Here is a 16586-nt window from a genome sequence, read left to right as displayed (position 1 = left end):
TGATCGTGTGATTTAGCGGCCGGTCGGCTGTTGCTGCGCCGGCGCTGCCGGCGCTGTACCTGCCTGCTGTGCCTGAGCAGCGGCCTGCGCGGCCTGCTGTTGACGGATTTCACGGGGCAGCCAACCCTGTGGCGGAACCAGCGCTGCGGCCGGCAGGAGCGTGTTGAGCTCCGCAAGAACCTGCTGGTTCAAGTTATGCGTGGGTCCGGCAAACAGGATCTGGCCATTCGACGCGCTGAGAACCAGTGTGACGTTATTCTTCGTCGCGGCAGCCTGGACGGCCTCGTCGAGACGGTCTTCGATCTGCTCGTTAACGTAAGTCTGGCTGGCGACCACAGGTGCCAGGATCTGCTGGAGCTCGCGCTGGCCTGCCTGTTCGATCTGTTGGATCTGGCCTGCCTGCTGTTGCAGCGAAGCGCGATCCGGAGTCGCGGCCTGACGGTCGGCATTGAACTTGTCGACTAGCGGCTTGAGCTGCGCAGAAATCTGCTGCTGTCGGGTTTCGGCCTGTTGGATCTGGGCAGCATAAGTCGTCTGGCGTTGCTGCTGGGCCGTCTGATACGCGTTCGAATTCGCCACCACGGCAGGAATGTTGACCACGGCGACGCCCTGCGCCTGCTGGGCCATGGCCGGAGCCGTGATAGCGGTAGCCGAGGCGGTCATCAGGCCGAGAGCCAGGACGGGCTTGAGAAGCTGTTTCATTAGAATTGTGTTCCTACATTGAAGGAAAGTGTCTTGGTATCATCACCCGGCTGCTTCTTCAGCACATGGGCAAAGTCGATCCGGAACGGACCGAAGGGTGAATTCCAGTTCACACCGATCCCGAGAGCAACGCGCGGCGCTGCGGAATCACCCAGGAAGACTTCCTGGAAAGGATCGATAGTGCGATTCAGCGGCGACAGCGGATTGCCGTTCGCGTCAACTGTATCGAGGGTTGGAAGACCCGCTGCTGTGACGAACAGCGGATTGCCATCGCCATCGCGCAATTGGAAGCTCAAACCACCCGGGAACGGGCTTTGCTGCAGAACCGGAGTCGTCACATTGAACAAGGCGCCGACATCGAGGAAAATCGATGGCCGCAGGCCCAATTCACGCGCACCTGACCCCAGCGGGATTTCCAGCTCTGCACGGCCAAGATAATACGCGTTGCCGCCAATGGCATCATCCGCGACCCGGTCCCGATCGGTGATCACGAGCGGATTGCCCGTGCCATCATCGATGATCGGTTGGCGCAGAACACGTGGGCCCACACCGCGAATATCGAAGCCACGGATCTGCGGCTCACCAAGGAAGAAACGGTCGACCAGGCGGACATCATCGACACCCGGGCCACCACGGTCTTCCAGACCCTTGATGTAACCACCTTCGGCAGAGAGCGAGAACACGAAGTCACCCAGTACTTGCCAGTATTTCGCGGCCTTGGCGCGCGCCTTGATGTAATTCACCGATCCACCAAGGCCGGCATAGTCGACACTCAGGGTCAGCTGTTCGCCGCGGGTCGGGCGAAACCGACTGTTCAGCGCGTCATAAATCAGGTTCACACCGAGGATCGAGCTCGTCCGGCTGCCGATTACGTCACACAGGAAGCGACCGGCGAGAAGCGGTTCACAGGTGCTGACCCCATCGCCATCGAAGTCGGAGAAGAAGGTGTTCTCGTCGAGCGTGATGTCGTCAAAGTTCAGCGTATAGCTGCCGATAAGTGAAATATACTCGGTTAGTGGAACGCCGAGACGCAACGAGCCACCTGTGGTCGACTGTTCGTAGGTCGTGTTGCGATCATTGCCGGTGAAATTGAAGCTGTTGAAGTCACGCCGATAGAGATCGATACCAGCCGAAATATTCCGGTCGAATACATACGGCTCGGTGAAGCTCAGGTTGAACGAGCGCGAAAAGCGTGACCATTGGACCGATGCACCAACAGTCTGCCCCCGACCGCGGAAATTCCGCTGGCGGATAGAGGCTGATAGCAGGAAGCTTTCGATCGAGGAGAAGCCCGCAGAAAGTTGCAATTCGCCGGTCGGTTGCTCTTCAACATTCGCCTCGAGGATGATCCGGTCCGGATCGACCGATTCCTTCTGCTCGATTTCGAACTGTTCCTGGAAGAAGCCCAGCGAGTTGATCCGGTTGGTCGAACGCTTGACCCCGATCGAGTTGAAGGCATCACCCTCGGCCAGACGGAATTCCCGGCGGATGACCTTGTCCTGCGTCAGAGTGTTGCCGTTGACGTCGATCCGCTCGACATAGGTGCGATCCGCTTCCCGGATCGCAAGCACCACGTCCATGGTCAAATCGTCTTTGTTGCGGGTGAATTGCGGACGCACATCGGCGAAGGCGTAACCAAAAGTACCGGCCAGCTCTGTCAATTGCTCGACGATATCCTCGATGCGTTTCGCATCGTACCACTCGCCGGTTTCGATCGCGAGATTGCTGGTCATCGCGTCGCTGTCAAAGTCGCGCAGGCTGCTATCGACCGTGACGTCGCCAAACTTGTAGCGCTCGCCCTCTTCCACCACGTAAGTGATGATGAAGTCGCGCTTGTCCGGCGTCAGTTCGGCAACCGCCGAAACAACGCGGAAATCGACATAACCTTCGGTCAGGTAGAATTCGCGCAACTTCTGCTGGTCGAATGCCAACCGGTCTGGGTCATAACTGGTGTTAGAACTGAAGAAGCTGGTCAGGCGGGCCTGCTTGGTGACCATTTCGCCACGCAGCTTGCCATCGGAGAACACATCATTGCCGATGATGTTGATCTGCCGGACTTTGGACTTGGGCCCTTCGCTGATCTCGAACACGAGATCGACCCGGTTCTGGCTCAGTTGAACAGTCTTTGGTTCAACAGTGGCGGCGAAACGCCCCTGACGCTTGTACAACTCGATAATGCGGGCGACGTCAGCGCGCACTTTGGAGCGCGTGAAGATCTGGCGCGGGGCCAGCTTGATCTCAGGAACGATCTTGTCGTTCTTGAGCCGCTTGTTCCCTTCCAGGATAATCCGGTTGATGACCGGGTTCTCGACGATGTCGATCACCACATTGCCGCCATTGTTCCGGACACTTGCAGTCGAGAACAGCTCGGTCGCGTACAAGTCCTTCAGCGCTTGGTCGGCTGCGACCTGGGTGTATTCCTGCCCCGGGCGCAAATTGATGTAAGTCAGGATCGTTTGCGGCTCGAGACGCTGCGCGCCCTGCACCGCAATGCTCCGGATCACATCCCGCTGGGGCGTGGGTGCCGGCGTAGGCTGCGTCTCCGCTGTTGCGGGCGGTGCCGCGGTTGCATCCTGAGCCAAAGCGCCAACCGGCAAGCCAGCCAGAACAGTGCTGGAAAGCAAGGCCAGAGCCCACTGGCTCTTAGGAGCCGATTTCTTACGCGAAACAGGCTCGCAACCCATATCGGTGCCATTCATTGCGAAAAGATGTCCCGTCCAATTTCTGTCCGGCCCGGATCATCGCCTGCTTGGCGCATCGGTTGCCGGATCGATCGATCCGCCGCCCTGTGCCCGATGCGTCGCCCCCGATCAAGCAATAGCGTCTAGATTCAGGCTCTCATTCCCTACCTGTCCCCCACTATCACCCGAACAGTGATAGCGACGCCAGATCGTTAAAGGTGACGAAAAGCATCAACATGAGCACGAGGGCCATGCCGGTGCGATACGCCAATTCCATTCCCCGCGGACCCACCGGTTTCCTACGGACAGCCTCTGCTGCGTAGAAGGCCAGGTGCCCGCCGTCGAGCGCCGGAATTGGCAGGAGGTTGATGAATGCCAAGTTAAGCGAGATCAGCGCAGCAAAGCTGACAAAGGCAGGCCACCCCAGGCTGAGCTGCTCACCCGAATATTTGGCGATTTTGATCGGACCGCCCAGTTCCTTGACCGAGCGATCCCCGACGATGATCTGCTTGATGCCTGTCACCATCATGTTCGTCAGATCGACAGTCTGCTGCCATGACAGGGCGAGCGCTTCACCAGCACCAAGCTCGGTGATTTTTGGTGAGCCGGACATGACCCCAAGGCGCCCGATACGCGATTCATTGCCGAACCTGTCCGTCTCCGTCACGTCACCGATAGTGACCGGCAAAGTCATCACCGAACCATCGCGTTCAATCGTGATATCAATGGTTTCGCCCGGATACATCAAAACGCGCTTGCTGATTTCGGCAAAGGCGGGCGTCGCTTCGCCATCGATTGCAACGATCTTGTCACCCAGCTCCAGGCCAGCCACCTGTGCCACCGAGTTCTCGGCGAAACCGCCAATTTCGTTGGACGCTTCAAACTTGCCATAGGCCAGGTTGAAGGACGCAAAAATTGCCAACGTAACGATGATATTCGTGGCCGGGCCGGCGAAAACAATCAGCGCCCGCTTCCACAGGGCGGCAAACTGGAACGCCCCTTCCCGCTCCTGCGGATCCATTTGTTCGGCAGCTTCTGCATCCGGGATACTAGCGGGGTTCATATCCCCTTTGAACTGGACATATCCGCCAAGCGGCAGTGCAGAGAGCTTCCACCGCGTGCCGCGTTTGTCGGTATATCCCGCAATTTCCTTGCCGAAGCCAATCGAGAAGGCCTCTGCTTTCACGCCAAACCATCTGCCGACAAGATAGTGGCCCAGCTCGTGGATGGTCACCAGCGGCCCCAGCAACAGCAGGAATCCGACGATCCACATCCAAAAAGGGGGCGATTCGAACATTGTTCAGACTCTCTCCAGCAAGGCGCCCGTGCGCTCCCGCGTCATCGTGTCTAGCGCAAGGACATCATCAAGCGAAGTCAGCGCGGACGGAATTTCAGTATCATTGAGGATGGTTTCGACAGATAGAGCGATGCGCGTGAACGCTATCTGACCGGCCAGGAATGCCGCCACCGCCACTTCATTGGCAGCATTGAGCACCGCAGGCGCTGCACCGCCGTGATGGGCGGCCTCCCGGGCAAGGCGGGTCGCCGGGAAGCGAACTTCATCGGGATTGAAGAAGCTCAACTCGCCAATGGCGGCCAGATCAAGCGCTTCGCACCCTGTTTCCATCCGTGCCGGCCAGGCAAGGCAAGACGCAATCGGCACTTTCATGTCGGAAGGGCCAAGTTGGGCGAGCGTCGATCCATCGCGATATTCGACCATCGAGTGGATCACGCTTTGCGGATGCACCACGATCCGCAGCCTATCGAGCCCGACCGGGAACAGGTGATAGGCCTCGATGAATTCGAGCCCCTTGTTCATCATGGTCGCGGAATCGACGCTGATTTTGGCCCCCATATCCCAGTTGGGATGCGCCACCGCCTGTTCAGGCGTCACGGTTTCCAGTTGCTCTGCGGAAAGAGTGCGCAGAGGGCCACCGCTCGCCGTCAACGTGATCCAGCGCACATCTTCGATCGAGTTGCCTTGCAAGCACTGGAAAATCGCGTTGTGCTCGGAATCGACCGGCAGCAAGGTTGCACCATGACGTTCCACCGCGGCGGTCATCACCTCACCGGCAGACACAAGCGCTTCCTTGTTAGCGAGAGCAATGGTCCCACCTTGCTCTATCGCCGCCATCACTGGGGCCAAACCGGCACATCCGACGATCGCCGCAACCGTGATGTCGACTGGTCGCGCAGAGGCGTCGCACAGCGCCTGTTTGCCACCAGATGCCTCGATCGATGTTCCTGCCAGGGCCTCGCGCAGTTCGGGTAAGCAGGTCTCATCGCCAACCACGGCAGTTTCCGCGCTGAATTCAATGGCGAGCTTTGCCAATTCTGTTGCACTGCAATTCGCGGTAAGCGCCACAACCCGCCAATCGTCCCTTTCACGGCGGATCAGATCAAGCGTCGACGTCCCGACAGAGCCAGTGGCGCCAAGTATGGAAATGGTGCGCATTGCCTAAGCGCCGAAGAGGTTGGCGAGTGTGCCGACGACAATGCTTACCGGGAGCAGGCCGTCGATGCGGTCGAACACACCGCCATGACCCGGGATCAGCTTGGACGAATCCTTCACGTCCGCCTTGCGCTTGAGCCAGCTTTCGAAAAAGTCGCCCATCTGAGCGACAACTGCCAGCCCGGCCCCGACCAACATGATCGTGCCGAATTCAATCGGCAGCTCTGCGCCCATATCAGCGAGCGTATAACCCTGGACCGAGAAGTGGACGATCCCCAGGCAAACCATAAACAGGGCCGCGCCGATCATGCCTCCGATCAGGCCTGCCCAGGTCTTGGACGGGCTGATACTGGGTGCAATCTTGGGGCCTCCGATTGCTCGGCCCGTGAAATAGGCGAACACATCGGTGAATACGACCGCGCCGATAGCTGCACCGAAGGCTTGCAGCTGCAGGTTGACCATCGTGACTCCCGCCAACCCGATATAGACGGCACCTGCGAGAATCCCTGCGAGCCGGAACGGCACATTCTGGGTCGCCTTTGTCACCAGCAGTACAAATTCGACAAAGCAAACAAGGGCAACAATAACGATCAGCCACATCTTGACGGGATTGTTGAGCCAGAGCGCAACCCCGAGGATTGCTAGCATGACCACTGCAGAGACTATCCGCACCGGCAAATCCGACTTTTTCGGGGCTAAAATGGTCTCAACGTCCGCCATAGCGCCTCTCCCGGCTGGCAAAATTGTCGAGCGCCTGTTGCAGATGCTCCGGAGTAAAATCAGGCCATAGCGTATCGACAAACAGCATTTCCGCATAGGCACATTGCCACAACAGGAAATTGGACAAGCGCACTTCGCCACTGGTGCGGATCAGCAGGTCCAGCGGGGGCAGACCAGCCGTAAACAGATTCGCCTCGATCGATTCTTCGGTGATCTCTCCACCCTGTGCCGCCAGCTTTGCGGCGTGCACCAGCTCGCTCTGGCCGCCGTAATTGAGCGCCACGGCAAGAGTCCGTGCGCCCTTTGCAGTCTGCTCGAGCGCATCTTCCAGCATTGCGACGATATCCGGCGCCAATCCACGCCAGTCGCCGATAATGTGGAGTTTGACGTCGTTGGCGATAAACTCTGGCAAGTCTGATTTGATGAACTTGCGCATCAGATTCATCAGGTCATCGACTTCCTCGTCGGGTCGCTTCCAGTTCTCCGACGAGAAGGCGTAAAGTGTCAGGCAGTCCAGGCCCATCGGTTCAACACTGCGAACCAGTTTGCGCACCGCTTCGACGCCCTGACGATGCCCCATTGCACGCGGCAGGTGCTTGCGCTTCGCCCAGCGCCCGTTCCCGTCCATGATGATCGCGACATGACGTGCGCGATTTTCGGTCTCGCTCACGAGCTCTCCCCCGGTTCGCAAGCCGTCACTGCGTCATGATTTCCTTTTCCTTCGCCTCGGCAGCGGTGTCCGTTTCAGCGACATATTTGTCGGTCAGCTTCTGGACATCATCTTCATGACGCTTGCGTTCGTCCTCGGAAATTTCCTTCGCCTTCTCGTCGTCCTTGAGCGCTTCCATCCCGTCACGGCGCACGTTGCGGATAGCGATCTTGGCGTTCTCGGCATATTTGCCGGCCAGCTTGGCCAGTTCCTTGCGCCGCTCTTCGGTCAGATCGGGCATGGGAAGGCGGACGCTCTGGCCATCGATCATCGGGTTGAGACCCAGATTGGCGTGGGCAATGCCTTTTTCGACCGCAGTGACATTGGCCTTGTCCCAGACCTGCACGCTCAACATCCGCGGTTCGGGCGCAGAGACCGTCGCGACCTGATTGAGCGGCATCATCGCGCCATAGACTTCGCACACGACGGGATCGAGCAGTGATACGTTCGCACGGCCGGTGCGAAGGCCGGAAAGGTCGCCCTTGAGGCTTTCTACTGCGCCGTTCATCCGTCGTTCGATATCGGCTTTGTCATATCTTGCCATTGCTCAGTCTTCCTTTTGTACGATGGTCTGGACACCCTCGCCTGACAAGACCCGCGCCAGATTGCCTTGCTCACGGATGGAGAAGACAAGGATGGGAATGTCATTGTCGCGGCACAGCGCGACGGCAGAAGCATCCATAACTCTCAAATTATCGGCCAGGACGCGGCCGAAGCTGACGGTTTCATAGCGGATGGCATCCGGGTTGCTCTTGGGATCACTGTCATAGACCCCGTCAACACTCGTACCCTTCAGCAGGGCATCACAATTCATCTCCGCTGCCCGCAAAGCTGCGCCGCTATCGGTGGTGAAATAGGGTGCGCCGACGCCGGCAGCAAAGATGACCACACGGCCTTTCTCCAGATGTCGTTCTGCCCGCCTGCGAATAACCGGCTCACAAACCTGGTCCATCTGGATTGCGCTCTGAACCCGTGTGTGCACGCCCAGTTGCTCCAGGGCGCTTTGCATGGCCAGTGCATTCATAACCGTGGCGAGCATGCCCATGTAGTCCGCTTGCGCACGTTCCATGCCCTGAGCCGCACCAGCCATCCCACGGAAGATGTTCCCGCCCCCGATCACCAGGCATACCTGCAAACCCTGATCCTTGGCGGCTTTCACTTCCTTCGCCATTTCGAGGACGAACGCCGGATCGATCCCGTATTCCTGCGACCCCATCAGCACTTCACCCGAAAGCTTCAGGAGGACGCGTTTCATCTTGGGCAAGGTCATCGAATTTCCGTCGCTGTCACAGGGTGCGCGACCCTTAGCGGGCAAGCGTCGGAGTCGCAAAGGGAAAGCTGTAGCCGGTGCGGTTCAGCCAACGGTGTAGCTCCAAGAGTTTTAAGGCCAGACACAAAACGACCGCCGAACCTTGGGTCCGGCGGTCGCTTTTCTAATGAGCTTGGAAAGCGCTTAGCCGCCGACGGCAGCTGCCACTTCTGCGGCGAAGTCGCTTTCTTCCTTCTCGATTCCTTCACCGAGCTGGAAGCGGACATAGTCCTTCAACACGATGTCGTGGCCGGCATCCTTGCCAGCCTTGGCAACAACGTCGGCAACCGGCGTCTTGTTGTCCATGACGAACAGCTGGCTGAGGAGCGCATTTTCCTTGGCGAATTTCTTCACCGCGCCTTCAACCATCTTTTCCTGCACGTTCTCAGGCTTGCCGCTCTCGGCTGCTTTTTCGGCAGCAATCGCACGCTCACGCTCGATCAGGTCGGCGTCGAGGCCATCGGCATTCAGAGCCTGCGGGAATGCCGCTGCAATGTGCATCGCAAGCTGCTTGCCGAGAGGCTCCAGCACATCGGCACCGGCTTCGCTTTCCAGCGCAACAAGAACGCCAATCTTGCCGAGGTTCGTTGCGACCGCGTTGTGCATGTAAGGCACAACAACACCGTTGGTGACTGAAACTGTTTTCATCCGGCGAACCTGCTGGTTCTCACCAATGGTCGCGACATTGTCTGTCAGCTTTTCGGCAACGGTGCCGCCATCGGGATAGGCCATGCTCTTGAGAGCTTCGACATCATCACCGGTGGCATTGATAGCGGCTTCGGTCGTTTTGCGGACGAAGTCCTGGAACTGATCGTTCTTGGCAACGAAATCCGTTTCGGAGTTCACTTCGACGGCAACGCCCTTGGTTCCTTCGACGGCTACGCCGACTAGGCCTTCGGCAGCGGTCCGGCTGGACTTTTTCTGCGCGGTTGCGAGGCCCTTGGCACGCAGCGCATCGACAGCAGCGTCGATATCGCCGTCTGCTTCGACCAGTGCCTTCTTGGCGTCCATCATGCCCGCGCCAGAGAGTTCGCGGAGCTTCTTCACATCAGCGGCGGAAAATGCAGCCATGTCTAATTCCTTGGTTTCTAATGGGGGGTGACCCCGATCCGCAGGGCGGACCGGGGCACGATTATTCGATCATGCCTGCGGCATGGGCCCGATCAGGCGGTGGCGATTTCCTCAACCGGCGGATTTTCCATCTCGCCGACATTGGCCCCGCCGCCATTCTTCGAAGCTGCTTCTGCAAAAGCATCGCAGTACAGACGAACAGCACGGGCAGCATCGTCGTTGCCCGGAACCGGGAAAGCGATGCCCGAAGGATCAACATTGGTATCGAGGATACCAACCACAGGAATGCCGAGGACATTGGCTTCCTTGATGGCCAGGTCTTCCTTGTTGGCGTCGATCACGATCATGACGTCGGGAATACCGCCCATGTCACGGATGCCACCAAGCGAAAGGTTCAGCTTGTCACGCTCGCGCGTCAGCTGGAGAACTTCCTTCTTGGTCAGGCCGGAGGTCTCACCGGAAAGTTGCTCTTCCAGGGTCTTAAGGCGCTTGATCGACTGGGAGATGGTCTTCCAGTTGGTCAGCATGCCTCCCAACCAGCGGTGGTTGACGAAGTGCTGGCCCGATGCGCGGGCAGCTTCTGCAATCGGTTCCTGTGCCTGACGCTTGGTGCCGACAAACAGAACCTTGCCACCCGAATTTGCGGTTGACGCAACAAAGTCGAGAGCACGCGCCATCAGCGGAACAGTCTGCGACAGGTCGATGATATGAACACCGTTGCGAGCGCCGAAGATATACGGCTTCATCCGCGGGTTCCAGCGGTGGGTCTGGTGGCCGAAATGGGTTCCGGCTTCGATCAATTGCTGCATGGTGACGGTAGGTGCCGCCATAAGTAAATTCCTTCCGGTTATGCCTCTGGAGAGCTGGAACCTCAGCGGATCTCCCGCTTGCGGCACCGGTATGTGATGCTCTCCATGTGGATTTGAGCGCTGTGAACCCTGCCGGAATTGGCCGGAATCGCTGCGAACGCGCGCCAATTAGAGGGTGTTGATGAAGAAATCCAGCCTCAATTTGACTCGCATCACATGCATCCCGTCGCAAAAACGGCTTGACATGGCGGAACAAAAATAGAACATAGGCATCAGACAGGAACAAATGCCGTTGTGTGAGTGTTCTCCACCCAATTCCCACAGGCTGTCAACAGGCTTGTGGGTGACGAACGAAAGATACCAAGATGTTCACACTTGCTCTCATTGCGCTTTTCGCGCTCACGGCATTTGCTGCATTGGCGTCGTTGCTCGATGCGACACTTCGCGGTCGCAATGCGTGGCGCGCCCTTAATACGCTACGGAGCCGGCACGCAGCGCCCGTCGCCAGCGTAACTGTCCGTGATGTTGGCGTTCGCCACGTGGCGCCGACTAATCGCGTGCGTCGCCCTGCTCTTTGCCGCCAAATTCCGCTGCGCGCTGCCGCTTGATCCGGGCATAGCGGATCCATCCATACGGCATCAAAGCCATGTAGCCGACGCATATCGCCACCAATGTCCACCACGGTTCTACCAGCAAGGCTGCGAAGGTTAGCCCGAAGGCAAAGATTACTTCGAGCCTGATATGGCGGCGAGGCCTCACCGAGGTCCAGCTGAGTGTGGCAACATTGGAAATCATCAGGATTGCAATCAGCGCCATCCAGGGTGCAACGATCCAGGGATCGCGCAATTGCTCCTCCCCCGTCGCAATCCATAAGTAGACCGGCAGGAACGCCAGGCCTGCACCCACTGGAGCGGGAATGCCGGTCAGGAACCCTGCTGACTTGTGCGGTTGTTCATCGACATCGATCTGGGCGTTGAATCGGGCCAGGCGCAAGGCACAGGCGATCGCAAAGGCCAGTGCGGCAAACCAACCGAGGCGAGGCAAGTCCTGCAACGCCCAGAGATACAAGACAATTGCGGGTGCCATCCCGAAAGACAGAGAGTCCGCCAAACTGTCCAGCTCGGCACCAAACCGCGATTGGGCCCGCAGCAACCGCGCGATTCGGCCATCAATCCCGTCGAGAACGCCCGCCAGAATGATGGCAAGGATGCTGGCCTGCCATTCCCCCGCAATGGCAAACCGAATGCCAGTCAGGCCCGAACACAAGGCCGCAACTGTAATCGCATTGGGGACCACCGCACGCAGGCTGAGCGCCTTGGGGCGTCGGCCGGCGGGCACTTCATGCTCGGCCGCCTTCGGCCCTAGCCAGATATCTTCATCGTTCACCGGATCATCACTCACTGGGCGAAGCCTTCGATCAACTTGCCCTCACCCACGCGTGCCAGAACCGTTTCACCGGCGACAATCTTTTGCCCCAGAATGACACCTGGTTCCGTACCGGCAGGCAGATAGACATCCACTCGGCTGCCGAAGCGGATCAGCCCGACCCGCTGGCCGACAGCGACCAGATCGCCTTGCTTGACGAATGGCACGATCCGCCGCGCCACCAATCCGGCTATCTGGGTAAACCCAACCTGCAGGCCATCAGGACGCGATACCAGAATATGCTGGCGCTCGTTCTCTTCGCTGGCCTTGTCGAGATCCGCATTGAGGAACTTGCCGGGCACATAAATCAACCGCGTCACAATGCCGCCAATCGGGGTCCGGTTGATGTGCACGTCAAACACGCTCATGAAAATCGAGATGCGCGTGACTGGGCCCTCGCCGAGACCTGGGTTGCCTGCAGCATCCGACATGCTCAGTTCAAGGGGCGGAGCAACTTGGCTGATCAACGAGACATGTCCGTCAGCGGGGGAAACTATCGCATTCTCATCCTGCGGGACGATCCGCTCCGGGTCGCGAAAAAACGCCAGAACACCAAGTGTAAGGAAGCCGAGTGGCCACGCGATGGTCTCCCACGCCAAAAGCGCCGCGACCAACGAAAACGCTGCCACGACCAATCCGTATTTCCGACCCTCTGGGTGGATAGCGGGCCATTGCCAACCGGCATCGCCGCTTCCCTTGTTATCTAGAATATCACCCGACATGCCCGTCACCTAGGCATTGGCGCTGCGGGGAACAAGCAAAACCGCGCCGAATGCCGCCGCCTCATGCAGCCTTCCGGACAAAGACTGTGCCCGCAGAATAGCCCGCGCCAAAGCTACAGATCAGCCCGGTATCGCCGGCCTGCAAATCCTGCGAGTGTTTGTGAAAGGCGATGATCGAACCCGCGCTCGACGTGTTGCCATATGTGTCGAGTACGGTCGGGCTTTCATCTTCATTCGCTTCGTGGCCCAACACCTTATGCGCGATCAGCCTGTTCATGCCGGTGTTCGCCTGGTGGAGCCACATGCGCCGTAGTCCTTGCGGATCAACGCCTAGGCGTTCCGCTTCCTCGATAATCATCTTGGCGACCATCGGCACCACTTCCTTGAAGACCTTGCGCCCTTCCTGCACGAATAGCTTGTCAGCGTCCTCGCGGCTCTCAGGGTGTGATCGGTTGAGGAAGCCGAAGTTGTTGCGGATATTGTTGGAAAAAACCGTCTTGAGCTTGGTGCCAAGGATATCCCAATGCTCGGTCGGCGCTATGGCCGCATCCTCTACCAGAACTGCCGTAGCCACATCGCCGAAGATGAAGTGGCTATCGCGGTCTCTCCAGTTGAGATGGCCCGAGGTGATTTCCGGGCTCACCACCAGCACGCTCTTCGCGTTGCCGGCGCGGATATAGTCAGCGGCTGTCTGAATCCCGAAGGTCGCAGAGGAACAGGCGACATTCATATCGAAGCCGAACCCGTCAATACCCAGCGCCTCCTGAATTTCGATCGCCATTGCCGGATAGGCCCGCTGCATATTCGATGCCGCGCACAAGACCGCATCTACATCGGCGACATCGCGACCAGCGCGCTCCAGCGCCTCCTGACACGCAGCAACACCGATTTCCGCCATCAGCGAGATCTCGTCATTTCCCCGCTCGGGATGACGGGGCTCCATAATATCTGGATCTATGATCGGGGCTTTGTTGAGAACATGGCGGGCCTTAATGCCGCTAGCCTTCTCGATGAACTCGACCGAGCTGGGTTGGAGTGCTTCCACCTCGCCCGCAGCAATTTCGTCCGCAAACCTGGCGTTATGGCGCTCCACAAAGGCGTTGAAACTCTCGACCAGCTCTTCGTTGCTGATCGATTCCGCGGGCGTGAACAGCCCGGTGGCGGATATGACGGGTCGACCTGTTGTTTTCATGCGCGCCTGCCTAATTCGCAGCGCCCCAAGGGACAAGCCATTTGCTGTCGACAAAAGGAAACGGCCGCCTGCACCAAGGGTGCAAACGGCCGCATTCCGAGTGTTCCGGAAGGATCAGAACTTGGTGCGAACAGTCACACCATAGCTGCGAGGCTCCTGAATGAACGCCGAGCGCGAGCCCGAGCGGAGCACCGTGTTGAACGTCACGCCGCGTGTGATCTCGTTGGTGAGATTGTTCACGAAGGCCTCAACCGTCCAGGCACCATCAATTTCGCCGATACCGGCACGCATGTTGACCTTGATGTTGCCATCCTGCTCGTCAAACGGAACCGGAATACGGGCCGCAAGATTCGAAGGATCGACTGCCTGGGTCGAAGTACGACGGTCACTTTCAAAGCGCACCTGGCCGTTGAGCGTGAATTTCAGCGAATTGCTGATTTCTTTCTCGTAGAGGCCACCCGCGATACCCACGATCTCAGGCGCATTGGTCAGCGAGTTGCCGCACAGAGCGAGGACGTTCGGTGCGGTTTGTGTGCCGGCACAATCGTTTGGATAGGCTGCGTCGGTGTAAGTGATGCCGAGATTGAAGGTGAAATTGTCATTCGGACGAATGGTCGATTCAATCTCGAGACCCTGCGTGTTCGCTTTCGGAACATTGAAGGTGGTGAACTGCGCTCCGGTGAATTCCAGCACCTGGAAGTTGCTGAATTCCTCTCGGAAAGCAGCAACGTTCAGCACAACCGCATTGTCCAGCAGCTTCGCCTTCAGACCGATTTCGTAGGCATCGACCTCTTCCGACAGGAAGCGCGGATCAGCGCCACCGGCAGCGGCGGTCGAGTCGAGGTTGAAGCCGCCCGACTTGTAGCCGTGCGTGTAGCTTGCATAGACATTGATCGGCGCGGCAAATTCATAGCCGAGCTTCACAGTGTAGATCAGCTCACTGTCGCTGAATTCGCCTGCGAAGGTCCGCGGAAGCGGGAATACCGCCGCCGCAGGCAAATCAGCTGGCGCCGTAAATGCAAAACAACCCGTACCGAAGACCGTATTGATGAACGGAACCGGGACACCGCCTGCGCCGATGGCACCCAGAACTGCCGGACACAAGGTGTTGTTATTGTTACCCTGAGCGAACGCACCATCCTTGCTCTCATCAGAATAGCGCAGGCCAACCGTCAGGTCCAAACTGTCGGTAATATCGAGCGTATTGTGAGTGAAGACAGACCAGCTCTTGGAATCCTGCGAATACAGGTTGGTGTTGGTCGTCCCAGCTGGATCGATGCCTCCGGAGAACAGAGTGAGTGGGTTTGCACCCAGCCCGAGCCCTGCGGGAGGCGGGAACAGGCTCGCACCGCCGGTAGCACCAGCAAAAAGCGCACCAATCAGTTCGCCATAATCGGCGCCAAGTTGGAAGGACGCAGATTGCGTGATGCTTTCATCGGAATAGTAGCCACCGATCAGCCAGCTAAGGCGCCCGCCCCACGCATCGCCCTGAATGCGCAGTTCGTGGGTCATCGTTTCGATTGAAGTGTCGTTGCCCGTCACATTGAAAACATCGAGACCCGAGAAATCCGAGTCATAGGCCTCAAACGATGAGAACTCACGGTAGGAACCGATATAAATAATATCGGCACTATCGCTGATCGGGAATTCGAATTCGCCCGTGATACCCCAGTTCTCGACCTGAGTAATCGGCTCGAAATTCACGGAGGCGGTTCGGCTATCGACTGCAGCTTGTGCAGATGTCCGGTCAAACGGTGTAGTCGCGACCGCGGGGCCGGACATGCCGCCTCGCGCACCAAGGCCGACGGCACCGAATAGTCCGGCGCCTTCGATGCCAGACTGCAAGACTTCAAGCGCAGCACCGAACGGCGCATTACTTTCGGCATAATCGGCAATGATACGGCCAGAGAAACCGCTGTCCGTTTCCCAACCGACTTGACCACGAAGAAGGAACTGGTCGGCTGCATTGGATTCACCGACGTTTGTGCCGGCACCATTGAGAAGAGTGTAATAGCCGTCACGCTCACGATAGGCGCCCGTTAGGCGGACAGCCACGGTATCCTGTACCACTGGCAGGTTCACCGCACCCTGCACGCTGATCAGGTTGCGGTTGCCGTAGGTTGCGTTGGCGAAGCCGCCAAACTCGCTCAGGTCCGGACGACGGTTGGTGATGTTCAAGGCACCAGCCGAGGTGTTCCGACCAAACAGCGTTCCCTGCGGCCCGCGAAGAACTTCGACGCGCTCAACGTCAACGAATTCGCTCAGCGCGACGCCCGGACGCGACTGGTACGCGCCGTCAATGAAGATACCAACCGCGCTTTCGAAGCCGATGTTGTTCGACGTGGTACCCACGCCGCGGATCCGCAGGACCACCGAACCCGAGGCAAGCTGGGCGTTAGAGGTCGAGAAACTGGGCGATACGGAGGTGATGTCCTGCACGTTGACCACGCCTTGGCGATCAAGCTGCTCGGGACTGACTGCGGTCACAGCCAGCGGAATATCCTGCACGTCTTCTGCACGACGGGTTGCCGTCACAATGATGATATCGTCATCCGCTTCGGGCTCTACGCCATCGGCAGCATCCTGAGCCATCGCAGGGGTTGCCAGCATGGCGCAGGCAGCAAGGGCAGTGGATGCAAAAAGGGTATGCTTCATTAGGGGTCCTCTCTCCGGATCTTTGCGCATTCGAATGCGCAGCAGGTCTATCTTCCCGTTGGATCGGGTTTGTTCTTGGCCTGCCTATGGCACTGGAGAATCCGCAGATTCAAGCGGGCAATCGCCGCATTACGCAGCG

At 58.5% G+C, this 16586-nt stretch carries 14 protein-coding genes; all 14 read right to left on the bottom strand.

The window, feature by feature from the left end; translation table 11 throughout:
- Positions 1–12 precede the first annotated feature (12 nt).
- The 14 genes from ABD653_RS00915 to ABD653_RS00850 all read right to left on the bottom strand — a co-directional run bounded on the left by ABD653_RS00915 (position 13) and on the right by ABD653_RS00850 (position 16447).
- The gene (locus tag ABD653_RS00915) at positions 13–702 is read right to left on the bottom strand and encodes an OmpH/Skp family outer membrane protein (protein WP_160779428.1); all 690 of its coding nucleotides are present in this window, start codon (positions 700–702) and stop codon (positions 13–15) included.
- Positions 702–3401: an outer membrane protein assembly factor BamA gene (gene bamA / locus ABD653_RS00910; RefSeq protein WP_160779427.1), complete on the bottom strand. Its 2700-nt coding sequence runs from the start codon at positions 3399–3401 to the stop codon at positions 702–704. Before bamA ends, ABD653_RS00915 begins: the two co-directional genes overlap by 1 nt.
- A gap of 163 nt (positions 3402–3564) precedes the next feature.
- Positions 3565–4680 (bottom strand): RIP metalloprotease RseP, encoded by a 1116-nt coding sequence (rseP, locus tag ABD653_RS00905; protein WP_234032176.1) that lies wholly within the window; start codon positions 4678–4680, stop codon positions 3565–3567.
- 3 nt (positions 4681–4683) lie between these two features.
- Entirely contained in the window at positions 4684–5838 is a 1155-nt protein-coding gene (gene dxr / locus ABD653_RS00900; protein ID WP_160779426.1) for a 1-deoxy-D-xylulose-5-phosphate reductoisomerase, read from the bottom strand.
- 3 nt (positions 5839–5841) lie between these two features.
- Complete coding sequence (locus tag ABD653_RS00895) at positions 5842–6555, bottom strand: phosphatidate cytidylyltransferase (RefSeq protein ID WP_160779425.1); 714 nt, start codon at positions 6553–6555, stop codon at positions 5842–5844.
- On the bottom strand, positions 6542–7183 hold the full coding sequence (gene uppS / locus ABD653_RS00890) for a polyprenyl diphosphate synthase (RefSeq protein WP_199801252.1): 642 nt from the start codon (positions 7181–7183) through the stop codon (positions 6542–6544). The genes ABD653_RS00895 and uppS overlap by 14 nt, the downstream gene beginning before the upstream one ends.
- A 67-nt stretch (positions 7184–7250) precedes the next feature.
- Positions 7251–7808 carry a ribosome recycling factor gene (gene frr / locus ABD653_RS00885; protein ID WP_160779423.1) on the bottom strand — a complete coding sequence of 186 codons (558 nt, stop codon included), beginning with the start codon at positions 7806–7808 and terminating at the stop codon, positions 7251–7253.
- Positions 7809–7811: 3 nt separating this feature from the next.
- Complete coding sequence (gene pyrH / locus ABD653_RS00880; RefSeq protein ID WP_160779422.1) at positions 7812–8534, bottom strand: UMP kinase; 723 nt, start codon at positions 8532–8534, stop codon at positions 7812–7814.
- A 183-nt stretch (positions 8535–8717) separates the two neighbouring features.
- The gene (tsf, locus tag ABD653_RS00875; RefSeq protein ID WP_160779421.1) at positions 8718–9644 is read right to left on the bottom strand and encodes a translation elongation factor Ts; all 927 of its coding nucleotides are present in this window, start codon (positions 9642–9644) and stop codon (positions 8718–8720) included.
- 92 nt (positions 9645–9736) lie between these two features.
- Positions 9737–10474: a 30S ribosomal protein S2 gene (gene rpsB / locus ABD653_RS00870; RefSeq protein ID WP_160779420.1), complete on the bottom strand. Its 738-nt coding sequence runs from the start codon at positions 10472–10474 to the stop codon at positions 9737–9739.
- 528 nt (positions 10475–11002) lie between these two features.
- Entirely contained in the window at positions 11003–11824 is an 822-nt protein-coding gene (locus ABD653_RS00865; RefSeq protein WP_160780427.1) for a CDP-alcohol phosphatidyltransferase family protein, read from the bottom strand.
- A gap of 26 nt (positions 11825–11850) precedes the next feature.
- A complete protein-coding gene (locus tag ABD653_RS00860) occupies positions 11851–12600 on the bottom strand; it encodes a phosphatidylserine decarboxylase (RefSeq protein WP_160779419.1) in 750 nt (249 codons plus the stop codon).
- A gap of 61 nt (positions 12601–12661) precedes the next feature.
- Positions 12662–13792, bottom strand: a complete 1131-nt coding sequence (locus tag ABD653_RS00855) for a beta-ketoacyl-ACP synthase III (RefSeq protein WP_160779418.1) — start codon at positions 13790–13792, stop codon at positions 12662–12664.
- A gap of 114 nt (positions 13793–13906) precedes the next feature.
- Positions 13907–16447 carry a TonB-dependent receptor gene (locus ABD653_RS00850; RefSeq protein ID WP_160779417.1) on the bottom strand — a complete coding sequence of 847 codons (2541 nt, stop codon included), beginning with the start codon at positions 16445–16447 and terminating at the stop codon, positions 13907–13909.
- Positions 16448–16586: the final 139 nt, after the last annotated feature.

The sequence above is a fragment of the Parerythrobacter jejuensis genome (genome assembly GCF_039536765.1).
Classification (GTDB): Bacteria; Pseudomonadota; Alphaproteobacteria; order Sphingomonadales; family Sphingomonadaceae; genus Parerythrobacter; species Parerythrobacter jejuensis.
Note: the sequence above shows the minus strand (reverse complement) of the source record. Positions and strands in the feature narration are given on the sequence as shown.

Bases quoted from the DNA above. Each gene is read 5' to 3' on its own strand.
- ABD653_RS00915 (WP_160779428.1), bottom strand. From the start codon at position 702: ATGAAACAGCTTCTCAAGCCCGTCCTGGCTCTCGGCCTGATGACCGCC.
- bamA (WP_160779427.1), bottom strand. From the start codon at position 3,401: ATGAATGGCACCGATATGGGTTGCGAGCCTGTTTCGCGTAAGAAATCG.
- rseP (WP_234032176.1), bottom strand. From the start codon at position 4,680: ATGTTCGAATCGCCCCCTTTTTGGATGTGGATCGTCGGATTCCTGCTG.
- dxr (WP_160779426.1), bottom strand. From the start codon at position 5,838: ATGCGCACCATTTCCATACTTGGCGCCACTGGCTCTGTCGGGACGTCG.
- ABD653_RS00895 (WP_160779425.1), bottom strand. From the start codon at position 6,555: ATGGCGGACGTTGAGACCATTTTAGCCCCGAAAAAGTCGGATTTGCCG.
- uppS (WP_199801252.1), bottom strand. From the start codon at position 7,183: ATGGACGGGAACGGGCGCTGGGCGAAGCGCAAGCACCTGCCGCGTGCA.
- frr (WP_160779423.1), bottom strand. From the start codon at position 7,808: ATGGCAAGATATGACAAAGCCGATATCGAACGACGGATGAACGGCGCA.
- pyrH (WP_160779422.1), bottom strand. From the start codon at position 8,534: ATGACCTTGCCCAAGATGAAACGCGTCCTCCTGAAGCTTTCGGGTGAA.
- tsf (WP_160779421.1), bottom strand. From the start codon at position 9,644: ATGGCTGCATTTTCCGCCGCTGATGTGAAGAAGCTCCGCGAACTCTCT.
- rpsB (WP_160779420.1), bottom strand. From the start codon at position 10,474: ATGGCGGCACCTACCGTCACCATGCAGCAATTGATCGAAGCCGGAACC.
- ABD653_RS00860 (WP_160779419.1), bottom strand. From the start codon at position 12,600: ATGTCGGGTGATATTCTAGATAACAAGGGAAGCGGCGATGCCGGTTGG.
- ABD653_RS00855 (WP_160779418.1), bottom strand. From the start codon at position 13,792: ATGAAAACAACAGGTCGACCCGTCATATCCGCCACCGGGCTGTTCACG.
- ABD653_RS00850 (WP_160779417.1), bottom strand. From the start codon at position 16,447: ATGAAGCATACCCTTTTTGCATCCACTGCCCTTGCTGCCTGCGCCATG.